General features: G+C 54.4%; 8 protein-coding genes. 2 read left to right on the top strand and 6 right to left on the bottom strand.

Annotated elements, in window-relative coordinates; genetic code table 11:
* Positions 1-102: 102 nt before the first annotated feature.
* From ACQZQY_RS15585 to ACQZQY_RS15575, 3 genes are read right to left on the bottom strand one after another with little or no spacing between them, the layout of a single operon-like run.
* Complete coding sequence (locus ACQZQY_RS15585) at positions 103-1,374, bottom strand: c-type cytochrome (protein WP_431295955.1); 1,272 nt, start codon at positions 1,372-1,374, stop codon at positions 103-105.
* A gap of 15 nt (positions 1,375-1,389) precedes the next feature.
* Positions 1,390-3,159: a GMC family oxidoreductase gene (locus ACQZQY_RS15580; RefSeq protein ID WP_122095352.1), complete on the bottom strand. Its 1,770-nt coding sequence runs from the start codon at positions 3,157-3,159 to the stop codon at positions 1,390-1,392.
* Between the two features lie 44 nt (positions 3,160-3,203).
* Positions 3,204-3,929: a gluconate 2-dehydrogenase subunit 3 family protein gene (locus ACQZQY_RS15575; RefSeq protein WP_136377543.1), complete on the bottom strand. Its 726-nt coding sequence runs from the start codon at positions 3,927-3,929 to the stop codon at positions 3,204-3,206.
* Between the two features lie 629 nt (positions 3,930-4,558).
* Between ACQZQY_RS15575 and ACQZQY_RS15570 the strand changes: the two genes are divergently transcribed.
* Positions 4,559-6,622, top strand: a complete 2,064-nt coding sequence (locus ACQZQY_RS15570) for a TonB-dependent siderophore receptor (RefSeq protein WP_390975831.1) — start codon at positions 4,559-4,561, stop codon at positions 6,620-6,622.
* 56 nt (positions 6,623-6,678) lie between these two features.
* Here the strand turns inward: ACQZQY_RS15570 and ACQZQY_RS15565 are convergent, their stop codons facing one another.
* From ACQZQY_RS15565 to ACQZQY_RS15555, 3 genes are all read right to left on the bottom strand, one after another.
* A complete protein-coding gene (locus tag ACQZQY_RS15565; RefSeq protein ID WP_431295954.1) occupies positions 6,679-7,818 on the bottom strand; it encodes an NADH-dependent flavin oxidoreductase in 1,140 nt (379 codons plus the stop codon).
* 202 nt (positions 7,819-8,020) lie between these two features.
* A complete protein-coding gene (locus ACQZQY_RS15560) occupies positions 8,021-8,914 on the bottom strand; it encodes a LysR family transcriptional regulator (RefSeq protein ID WP_431295953.1) in 894 nt (297 codons plus the stop codon).
* Between the two features lie 125 nt (positions 8,915-9,039).
* Entirely contained in the window at positions 9,040-10,155 is a 1,116-nt protein-coding gene (locus ACQZQY_RS15555) for an ABC transporter substrate-binding protein (protein ID WP_431295952.1), read from the bottom strand.
* Between the two features lie 249 nt (positions 10,156-10,404).
* Here ACQZQY_RS15555 and ACQZQY_RS15550 point away from each other — a divergent pair, with 249 nt between their 5' ends.
* On the top strand, positions 10,405-11,556 hold the full coding sequence (locus ACQZQY_RS15550; RefSeq protein ID WP_056777117.1) for a DDE-type integrase/transposase/recombinase: 1,152 nt from the start codon (positions 10,405-10,407) through the stop codon (positions 11,554-11,556).
* Positions 11,557-12,228 lie beyond the last annotated feature (672 nt).

The raw sequence follows: 12,228 nt of genomic DNA, 5'->3' as shown, positions 1-12,228 counted from the left end.
TGCACTGTTTAACCTGATATTTAAACTGATATTTAAACTGATGTAAAAAAACGGCCTCCCTTTCGGAAGGCCGTTTTGCTGTCTGACTTGCCACTCAACACGTCAGTGCGCCAGTGTTTTACGCACTTCGCTCACGTCTTTCGCCGATACCGCTGGCGCCGAGTTGCTCCAGCCCTGACGGATAAAGGTCGCAAGCTGCGCGGCTTCTTCGTCGCTCAGACGCGCTGCAAAACCAGGCATCACCAGCGTTGAAGGCGCGCGGGCCGTGGACGGCTGTTGTGCACCGGCGAGGATGGTATGGATAAGCCCGGTCGGATCCTGTGAGTTCACAATCGTGGCCTGATCCAGCTGCGGGAACACGCCCGGCGCGCCCTTTCCGGTCACAAAGTGGCAGGCACCGCAGTTATCCAGATAAAGACGTTCGCCTTCGCTGAGGTTTTTCGCCGCCGTCAGTTTCGCTTCGGTTGCGCTGGCTTTCTGCGTGTCTACTGCCGGAACCGGCGGATTGCCGCCCAGGAATTTGAGGTACGCGGCAATGGCTTTGAGATCGTCATCGGTCATGTGCGCGGTACTGTTCTCCACCACCGACGTCATTTCGCCACCCACTGCCGCTTTATCGTTACGCCCTGTCCCGAGATAATCGACGATTTCCTGTTCGTTCCAGTGCGCGACGCCGCGCAGGGAAGGCACATCCCAGTTGTTCAGGCTGCCGCCCGCGAGGAAATCAGTGTCGCTGCTGTCGAGCGCTTTTTCGTTCATGCCGAATCCGCGCGGCGTGTGGCAACTGCCGCAGTGCCCCAGACTTTCCACCAGATACGCGCCACGGTTTACCTGCTCTGATGCCCCACCGATTGGCTGGAATGGCTTATCAGACGCAAACGCCCAGTTCCAGAAACGCATGCCCCAGCGCTGGCTGAACGGGAAACTCAGATCCGTTTCCGGTGGCTGTTCTGCGCTCGGTTTTACGCCCTGCATAAAGTAAGCGTAGAGCGCGTGCATGTCTTCATCATTGATTTTGGCGTAATCAGGATACGGCATCGCCGGGTACAAACGGGTGCCGTCCGGCAGAACGCCTTTGCGCACCGCATCCGAGAACTGCGCTTCGGTGTAGCCGCCAATACCGTGGTCTTTGTCCGGGGTGATATTGGTGGAATAAATCGTGCCGAGATTCGAATTGATCGCCAGGCCACCGGAAAACGCCGGTTTGCCCGCCGCCGTGTGGCACGCGCCGCAGTCGCCGAGACGCGCCACATATTCGCCCTGTTTAATCAGCGCCGCGTTGTCAGGCGGTGAACTGTTATCCGCCTGCGCATTCGCCATAAAACCGACACCCAGCAGCAAGGCGTTAGCGATAAATAAACGTTTGAGTTTCATTTTGTTCATCTCCGCTTATGCCTGAACCAGTGGGCCAGGATTTTTAAGATACTGATCTTTGATCGCCTGCGCCGCCATCAGGGTGATCGCGCCGATGGTGTCCGTCGGGTTGGCCTGGAAGTTTTGCGGGAACGCGTTTCCGCCCGGCACAAAGACGTTATGCACGTCCCAGCTTTGCAGGAACTTGTTCAGCGCCGAAGTTTTCGGGTTATCGCCCATCACCGCGCCGCCCACGTTGTGCGTGGACACGTATTTGGTCAGGTCAAAGTGCGCGTCCATCGGCAGGAAGCTTTCGCTGTAGCTGTCCGGGTTGAGCTCTTTGGTGATATTGCCGACGATGCCTTTCAGGTATTGCTGCAATTTGAGTTCGTTCTGTTTCCAGTCGAACGTCATGCGCAGCAGCGGATAACCGTATTCATCTTTGTAGTTCGGATCGAGATCCAGATAAATGTCGCGATAAGACTGGCAGGTGGTGGTGATGCTGATTTTCATCGAATGGCCGTACCACTCTTCCATCCCCTCTTTCCAGCCGGTGCCCCACGCAGGCGTGCCTTTTGGCAGCGAGGTGCTGATGGGCGTGCCGGTGGCCTGAGAACTGTGGATCTTCGCGCCGCCGATAAAGCCCAGGGATGCGCCATCGAAATTGCCCGGAGAAATGTCGTTGAACATCTGGCCGGTGGCGCCCGCGGTGGCAAACGGGTTGAAGTTTTTGTCTTTGAAGAACAGCGTCGAACCGCCGTTACTCAGGAACGCATAGTTACGCCCAACCACACCTTCTTCGGTGATCGGGTTGTAAGGTTTGCCGATACCGGAGAGCAACATCAGGCGCACGTTGCAGAACTGGAAGCTGCTCAGCACCACGATTTTGGCGGGCTGGAAACACTCGTTGCCGTCGGCATCAATATAGATCACGCCTTTGGCGGTTTTCTTGTCATCGTGCAGCTCGACTTTCATCACGTTGGCGTGAACTTCATACGAGAAGTTCTCCATACGTTTGAGCGCGTCCATCACGGCGGTTTGCGGCGAGGCTTTCGAGTAGTTCAGGCACGGGTATTTACTGCAATAACCGCAGTAGTTACAGGGTGCGATCTGATTGCCGTACGGGTTGGTCCAGGCGCGGGAGACGCAGGCCGACGGGTTCGGGAACGGGTGATAGCCCATCTTCTTAGTGACTTCGGCAAACATGCTGCTGTTGAGCGTATCTTCCAGCGCCGGCAACGGGTATGGCTCAGAACGCGGACCTTCGAACGGATCGCCGCCTTCCATAATCTGGCCGCGCAGGTTGCCGGTTTTACCGGATTGCCCGCAGATGTGCTCAAACTTGGTGTAATACGGCTCGATTTCATCCCAGCTGAACGGGAAATCCATGATCCGCATGTCTTCCTGCAAAATGCCGGGTTTATAAGCTTCGTCGGCGTAGGTTTTGAGTTTTAAATCGGTCGGTGTCGGGCGGATCAGCACCGCAGTCCAGTGCAGACCCGAGCCGCCAACGCCGGTGCCTGGCGCAAATGCGCCCCATTTACGGGTCGGCAGTGCGGTTTCACTCATGTTGTAACGCACGGTCACCGCGGCCTGCGCCGGGGTCGCCATCACTTTGTTTCGTACCGCGTAGGCGTATTCATCCGCCGGCTTCGGGTAGGCAAATTCTTCATAGCCGCGGTCGCCGCCGCGTTCCAGCGCACGCACCGTCAGGCCCGCCATCGCCAGCTCGATGCTCATCAGCGAGCCCGCCCAGCCGAGGCCGACAACCACAACGTCGACTTCTGGTTTAGTTACTTGTGCCATCTTTTATCCTGTCATTCATCAGAAACGGTAATAAGACGCGGCCCTCAGGCACGCGCGCCCTGCAGGCTCACAGGCCCCAGCGGGTAAGGGACGTTGTGCTGTTTCACCCATTCCGTGAAACTCGCGCGCGCGCCGGGGAACCCGATGGCGATCCACGCCTTCATCCCTTTATTACCGCCGTAGATTGGATCCGCCAGATAACCGTGTTTGGTGTCTGACAGCAGTTCGCTGAAGAATTGCGAGGCCACGAGACTCTCTTCGCCCAAATCGGCAAAGCGGATATCGTTCTTCTGCAACTTCGTCAGCACCTGCTCTTTGTCCTGATCGGAAAGTTCATGGAAGGCTTTCTGATGATTTTGCTGGCACCAGCTGTTCGCCAGGCGAATACCGGTTTTGTAGATTTGCTGCGGACGGAACGGGATCTGATACCCCATCGTGGCCGGTGCATGGACGTTAAACGGCCCCTGCATGTAGATTTCCTCACCGAAATCGCCATGCATTTGCTGATCGATAAAGATCGGCACATTGGTTTCCAGCGCGCCCGGCGCTTTGCCTTTGCCACCTGCGGGGATCAGACGGTCAGCGGCGGCCATAATGAATTGCCATTCCTCTGCGCTGAAAAACACGGGTTTATAATCGAGTAAATCCGGGGCAGCCATCTCAGCCGCTTCTGCTGCTGACAGCCCTTTCATCATGATGGTGCCGACAGGCAATGCCATCAGCGACCCAAGTAAAAACTTGCGACGGGTAGTTTTCTTTTGAAGGAGCATAGAATTACGACTCTCACATGCCTGATGTTAAGTTTGGGTTGGTATTTATTATTATTTAGGTACAAATTTATAATATCACCGCAACATCAAAAATAAACGATAATTTCCTTACCGAATATGAGGAAACCTTTTTCACATCAAACGCAATGACTTAAAAACACTTAATAAACAGTGATTTAATTTAATTACTCATTTATCAAAAGCCTAAGATAATTAGCATTAAAAGCCTGAAATATCTTATGTAATCTCAGACCATGATCGGCGGGAATATAATTTCAGCAGGCAATGTCCTGTTATATTTTGTTGGAATTGGTAGCTAACATTCCTAACATTGAGATTAATTTAGAGAATTAAAGGAAATTACCTGTCATTCCGGTCGCCAGAAAAGTCACGGTATCAGGCTGATCATTGACTTGCATTGGTGCCCTTTCCCTCTCCCTGCGCGTTCAATTGTAATTATTGTCATCATCAATTTGATTCCCTTTACCCGCGCCACAAATTAGAATGCAAACCGTTATCATTTGTATTTACTTTGTTCGACTTTCTTTCAGGGAATTACTCACATGTCTTACCAGCACGCCCCGCGCGGGGCTCACGGCGGATTCAAAAAATCCGTCATTGCGTTAGCTATGCTCCATTGTTCGCCGCTGCTGGCGGCGCAGCCTGCTTCTGAAGATTCCATTACCGTCAATGCGCAGGCGGATACCCCGGACACCACCGATTACAGCGCCACGCAGAGTTCCACCGCCAGCAAAAGTGAGACTCCGCTCAGTGAAACTCCGCAGTCAGTCAGCGTCGTCACGCAGTCTATGATCCAGGATTACGACGTCACCTCGCTTAACGACGCGATGAAGTTCGTCAGCGGCGTGGCTCAGGGGAATACGCTGGGCGGCACGGAAGACGGCTTCGTCAAACGCGGATTTGGCGCCAACAGTGACGGTTCAATCCTGATTGACGGCGTGCGCAGTAATCAGGGGCTGGGCTTTGATTCCACCATCGATCACATCGAGGTGCTCAAGGGTTCCGCTTCCCTGCTTTACGGTATTCAAAATCCCGGCGGCGTGATCAACATGATCAGCAAAAAACCGCAGTATGAATGGAATACCCGCGTCAGTGGCCGGACCGGCGGATTTGGCGGCGGTGCAGGCACGCTCGATGTCACCGGCCCGCTGGGGAACGGTTTCGCGTTTCGCATGATCGCCGAACGTCAGTACGAAGATTACTGGCGTAACTTTGGCAGCGATTCGCACACCCTGCTCGCCCCTTCGCTGAGCTGGTTCGGTGAAAAAGCCAGTTTTAACGTCAGTTATCAGGAATACAAATACGACATTCCCTACGATCGCGGAACGGTATTCAGCAACGGTAAACCGCTGGATATCCCTTACAACCGTCGTCTTGACGAACTGGCCAACCACGCGTGGGGCAAAACGAAGCGCCTGAACACCACCTGGGAATATCAGCTGAACGAGGACTGGAAAACCCGTCTGACCTACGCCTGGCAGCAACGCCGCTATGACAGCAATGAAGTCCGCGCCACCGCCGTCAACACCGATACCGGCGCAGTGACGCGTCGTGCGGATGCCAACCGGGGATTCAACCATCAGACCAGCTATACTTCCTGGGACTGGATCGGCAATCAGGAGATCTTCGGGATAATGAACGACCTGCTGATTGGCGTCGATTACGAGAAAAACGAAACCTACAAACAGTATTCTTACCGTGGCAAAACCTTCAGCACCTTCAATATGTATGCGCCGGTGTACGGCGTTGAGCCGATCACCAACAGCAGCACCTATTCCGACAGCAACAGCAATCTTCGGAACACCCTCTACAACAAATCAATTTATCTGAAAGACAGCATTCATCTGACGGATAAATGGATTGGCGTGGTCGGCGGGCGTTATCAGCATTACAACCAGAAACAGACCTCCGGTTTCGTTAATCCAACCCAAAGTCTGGACGATACCGATGATAAATTCCTGCCGCAGGTGGGCGTGGTGTACAAACTGACTGACGATCTGTCGTTCTACGCCAACTACAGCCAGTCGTTTACGCCGTCCACCGATGTGGATGACAACGGTAATGTGGCTTCGCCGGAAAGCGGCACAACCTATGAAGTCGGCACCAAATGGCAGATTTCACCGCGTCTGGACGCGACGCTGGCGGTGTACCGCATTGATGAAGAGGACATGTCGGTGTTCATCAACGGCGTGACGCGTAACATTCCGAAAGCGCGTTCGACCGGTGCGGAGCTGGAGATTAACGGGGAAGTCGCTAAGGACTGGGATCTGACGGCCAGCTACAGTTATGACAAAACCGAAATCACCGAAGATGACGTGAATTCCGCCAACGTCGGTAACCGCCTGGTGAATGCGCCAACCAACATGGGCAGCCTGTATCTGAGCCACACTCTGCGCTGGTCGCAGGTGCCGGGTGATTTCCGCATCGGTGGCGGTGCGCGTTATATGGGCTCCCGTGCGGGCGATCCGGAAAACAGCTTCACCCTGCCGGATTACACCGTGGCGGATGCGTTTGTCGCCTGGGATAATCAGTTGCTGGGCAAACATACGCAGATCAAACTAAACGTGAATAACCTGTTCGATAAAGAGTATTACTCTTCCAGCGCCGGTAATTTACGCGTTATCGAAGGCGAACCGCGCAATGTGGTGCTTTCGGCGGCAGTGGATTTCTGATCTTTTCACGCAGGCGTCAACCACACCAGGCGCCTGCGTGTTTTCTCACTTTCCGCTTACGAGACAGACCCGGTGGCCGGTCGCACGTTAAACCAACCGGGGGTATTTTCGATGACGCGCCACAGCTTTTCAGGGATGGCGAGTGGCACGACGTCCGGGGCGGCAACGTCCAGCGCAATCGGGCTTTGCGCCTCGCCTTTGGCATATTTCACCCAGTCCGGATTCATCACCAGCCCCTGCCCGATTGCCGCGAGAGAAACGCCGGCAGCCAGCGCCTGTTCTGCCTGTTCAGGCGTTCTCATCTGACCCGCGGCGATAAGCGGGATCCGTCCGGCGAGATGATCGTGCACGATAGCAATAATTGCCGGGCCTTGCGGCGCATCAACCGGGCGCGCCTCTAATGCATTGCCCAGCGAGACGTGCAGATAACTGATCCCGCTGTCGATCAAACTATCCACCAGTTTCAGTGACTCCCCGATGCGCAGCCCGTCCTCTTCATGTTCATCAAGCGTGATCCGGTAACCCAGCTGGAAAGGTTGCGTGGCATAGCGGGCAATGGTTTCACGCACTTTGGAAACAACGGCCAGCGGGAAGCGCATCCGGTGCGCCAGCGAACCGCCCCAGCGATCGCTGCGCTGATTAAAATGGGGAGAAAAGAAATTCTGCAACAGAAAACCGTGGGCACCATGAAGCTCAACGCCGTCAAAACCAGCGGCAATGGCGCGACGGGTCGCCTCGCCGAATGCCTCAACAATGTCTTCCACTTCGTGATCCGCCAGTTCACGCGGTATCACCGCAGGCGCAAATGGCCCCGCCTCACCGGCAACGGCGCTTGCGGCCACAATATCGGATACCAGGTCCGGATGGGTTTTCACACCGGCATGGAAAATCTGCAGGATTGCCGGTGCGCCCCCGCTTTTCGCCGCCGCAGCCAGCCGCGTTAAACCGGGAATAAAAGTGTCATCATACGCAGCAAACTCGCCGGTGAAGCCGATCCCGTTTTGCTGAACATGGGTACAGCCGGTGATCACCAGCCCCACGTCTTTTACCCGCAGGCGGTAATAAGCCTCTTCTTCAGCAGAGACGGTGCCATCATCGTTACCTGCCCAGGTAGTCATCGGCGCCATTACAATACGGTTGCGCAGGGTAAGCCCCGGTGCAAAGGGAAATGCTTCAAGCAGAGCGCGTGGTGTCATGAGAGGTTTACCTTAGTCGATAGAAATGTGGATATGCACGGCGCCGCGGCACACGGGGCCGTGACGGGTTCAGGGGGCTGATCATAATCTCTTTGGTATTAAGTGATTAGAGGGATAAATCTGCATGAGCTTAGAAGGCTATTTTCTTAATCAGGAGGCATTGAGCTGAAACCATCAGCCCAATGGGTTTGCGGGAGGAATATTACGGACGGTAGCGCAGTGCCTCGAGCACCAGCGCAAAAGCAGGAGAATGCTGGCGACGGCTGGGGTAATAAAGGTGATACGCCGTGCGCGGCGGCGACCAGTCGGCCAATACCTGAATCAGCTGACCGGATTGCAGCGCCGGTTCCACCACATCTTTGGGCAGATAGGCCAGCCCCAGCCCGGCCAGTGCGGCCTGTCGCATCAGCCCGATGCTGCTGAAAGTACACCGCCCGTCAATGCGCACCTTAAGTTCGGTGCCCTGCTTGCTGAATTCCCAGGCATAAAAGCCGCCGTGGGTGGGCAGCCGGAGTTTAATGCAGCTGTGTTCATTCAGATCCCGTGGCGTAACAGGCCGCGTTTTGCCTTCGAAATAAGACGGCGATCCGACCACCGCAAAACTGAAGTTCGGGGCAACGGGCACGGAAATCATGTCTTTATCCACCTGTTCGCCGAGCCGGACACCGGCGTCATAGCGTTCAGCGACAATATCTTTCAGCCCGTACTCACTGATGATCTCAATGTGAATATCCGGATATTCGAGCAGCATTGGCGTCAGTTTCGGCCAGAGAATGGATTCGGCGGCATGTTCAATTGCGGTGATGCGGACCGTGCCTGCGGGTTTTTCGCGCATCCCGCTGATGGCGGCGATCTCGTTTTCTATTTCGTCAAAATGAGGCCCGATGCGGCTGAGCAAACGTTCACCCGCCTCGGTGACCGAGACGCTGCGCGTTGTGCGGGTCAGCAACCGCAGCCCGAGATGGGCTTCCAGCGTTCTGATGGTGTAGCTCAGCGCCGACTGCGAAACGCCGAGCTGGGCTGCCGCTTTGGTAAAGCTTTGCTCACGCGCGACGGCGATAAAAGCCTGATAATCATTCACATTTTTTCGACGCATTCAGATTCCTGTGTAATCAGTCCGTGCAGGGCTTGGGGGCAAGGTTCACTGAACTCAGGGTAGCCTGTCTGCACATCCTTGTGGACTTAAAAATCCTGCGCGTCAGGGAAGGTTTTCAGATGGCGTCATCTGGCTGGCAAGGAACTCCAGTAAGTGCCGCTGAAGGGCACCGGCAGGAACTGAGCGTAGAGATCCTGCATCGTCTGTTGCGGGTCAACGTCTTTGAACAGCTGCGGATACATCGCTTTAGCAAAGATCTCGACATCCACCAGGTGGTACGGGCTGAGGTAGAAATTATGCCAGACGCTGTACGCACGCCCTTCCCGCACGGCTTTCAGCGTGGAGAGCACCGGTTGTTTGTCCATCACCTGACGGAAACTCTGCGCGGCTTCCTCCTGCGTCACCTGCGGCCCGAGCATCAGGTTTGACACTCTTTTGCCTTCCGGCCCCGCCATGCCGGTGGTGATATACACATCCGGATTGGCGACGATCACCGCTTCCGGGTTCAGATCGCCGTAGACGCTTTTGAACGCCCCTTTCGCAATATTATCTCCGCCGGCGAACGCCAGCAGATCTGCCAGATTGCCGTGTGACACCGTGGTGCAGCACGTCTCGCGGCGGCCAAGATGCAGCTGCAACATCACCGTGGGTCTTTTTCCGTGATACGCGGCTATTCTTTCTTGCACGCGGTTCATATGTTGCTGATAAAAAGCGATAAACCGCGCCGCTTTTTCCGGGTGATTCATCACATCGCCCAGCAGTTTCACACTCGGCAGCGTGTTATGCAGTTGATCGACACGCAGATCGACGTAGATCACCGGGATCCCCGCGCGGGTCAGCGCTTCCTGCATCAGATCCTGGTTATCCTGCTTTTTGGCGTAGATCGGCAGAATCACCAGATCCGGTTTGAGCGCAATGACCTTTTCTACACTCATCTGGGTGTAGTTGTTCTGCCCCAGCAGCGGGATATTGCCGATTTCAGGAAAGGCTTTCAGATAGATTGCCCAGCTTTGCGCATCGAGCGTCGCCATATCCCCCGGCCACCCCACCACATGCTGAGCCGGGTTGCCGTCCTGCACCAACGCCAGCGTATATAGCATACGGCTTTCCCCCACCACAATCCGCTGCGGGTTATCAGGCACCGTGACCGTACGGTTGGAAATGTCCGTAACGGTTTTAGCCTGCACGCCAGCGGCCATCAGCAGGCACGAAATCAGTAATAAAGGAGAGAACTTACGCATAACACCTCGGGGAGAAACGGAATGCGAGGATGATAATGATTATCGTTAGGTTCCGCAAATAAGAGCTAAATGTGGGTTGCCGCCCACACCGGACTTAATGGCTGCGAATGCGTTTTAACGTCAAGACCTTGGGCTCGCCGCCCAAACGGGCCCAAAGGGTTTTAAACGGTATAGACCGGTCACATGGGTAACACTTTAGACCGGCCACATGGGTAACAGTTATAAATGGCATAGCAGAGGAGAACCGCTATGCCCTGGACTGAGACTGTTACCATGCAACGACTCGAATTTATTCACGCCGTTCAGAACAGCGGAGAGTCATTCTCCGCTGTTTGTCGTCATTTTAAGATCAGCCGTAAAACGGGATATAAGTGGCTTCAACGCTTTCAACCTGACGACCCATTTTCTCTCAACGATCGCTCTCGCGCCCGCCTTACTCATCCCGAACGCATGACTGACGAGGTTATCCAACGATTAGTCGAGATGCGGCGCAAGCATCCAGACTGGGGACCGGTTAAAATTCGTCACTGGTTACTCAATAACAACGCACCTTTCGACGTCCCTGCAAGCAGCTCTATTGGCGATATTCTCAAAAAAGAGGGTCTTGTCACCCCATTTAAAAAGCGACAAAACACGCCGGGTAACGTCTTGCCACTGACAGATATCCGCGAAAATAATCAGGTTTGGAGTGCTGATTTTAAAGGAAAGTTTAGACTTCTTAGCCAGCACTATTGCTATCCATTTACGCTGACAGATAACCACAGTCGCTACCTTTTAGCCTGCGAGGCTGGCAAGGGCGAGGGGCGGCCGTTTGTGCAAACATGTTTTGAAAACGCCTTTCGCGAATATGGTCTGCCCAGCGTAGTAAGAACCGATAATGGTTCACCTTTTGCCGGTAACGGCATTGCGGGTCTCAGCCAGCTAAGTGTTTGGTTAATAAAGCTTGGCATCCTGCCGGAACGTATAAAAAAAGGTCATCCTGAGCAAAATGGCCGGCACGAAAGAATGCATCGCTCCCTGAAGGCAGGACTGCGTTGCGGGAATATTTACGCGACGCTGGAAGAACAACAAGTCTGGTTCAATCACTACCGCCATGAATTTAATCATGAACGGCCTCATGATGTGCATAACGGTCAAACGCCGTCCTCACAATGGACGACCTCCAGCAGAGAATGGGATGGGAAAGTTCCAGAAGTCATTTATCCAGATAAGGCCCGGTTATATAAAGTTCAGCAGAATGGAGATATCTATCCAGGTACTCGACTCTTTTTAAGTGAGGCTCTGCGAGGTGAATATGTGATGATGAAAGAGGTAGATGACGGATTGTATATGGTGTTGTTCGACCGTCTAATACTTGCGTATTATGACAAAGCCGAACACTGCATTTTACGCATAGACTAATCGAAAATGTGTTACCTATGTGGCCGGTCAGATCTGTAACCCATGTGACCGGCTATACAAAACGAAACCCTTTGGAATCCTGCGTTTTTTTAACTGCGCGCTGCCGCTCGCCGGCTATGTTTCAGCGGCTTGCGTTATTGCCGCAAAATCCCGCCGCTTTGCGGTGCCCTCCGGTCGGGTTACAACCCGCGCAAACTGACGCGCGGTTTTCCACCTCTCCCTTCTGCGTGATTTTTGAGCGCGGCCAATGGCATTTTTAAAGTCGAACGATGTGTATGGTTTTGCTTTTCTCTTCCCACTTCGCGGGGATGAGAAAATAATCCTGTTTACATAGCCTTTGGCCGCGCTCAAAACGACGTCGAATGAACGGTGAGAAACCGCGAGGGTGTTTTTCCTAGCGGGTCCGAACCTGAAATGAGAGGACCGCGCAGCGGCGGCGTTTGCGGCAATAGCCGGAGTTTCTGAAACATAGCCCGCGAGCGGCAGCGCGCAGTGAAAGAGCCCGGGATTCTTAAGGGGGGCGGCGATAAGCCCCCCTTAAGGCCGGTGTGGGTGGCAACCCACGGTCTTGACGTTAAAACGCTTACACAGAACCCTTAAGCCCGGCGTGGATGGCAACCCACGGTTTTGACGTTAAAACGCATTCTGCGGGCATTTCCCCCCGTTAACGAC

Source organism: Rahnella sp. PAMC25559, assembly GCF_050632365.1.
GTDB classification, from domain to species: domain Bacteria; phylum Pseudomonadota; class Gammaproteobacteria; order Enterobacterales; family Enterobacteriaceae; genus Rahnella; species Rahnella rivi.
Note: the sequence above shows the minus strand (reverse complement) of the source record. Positions and strands in the feature narration are given on the sequence as shown.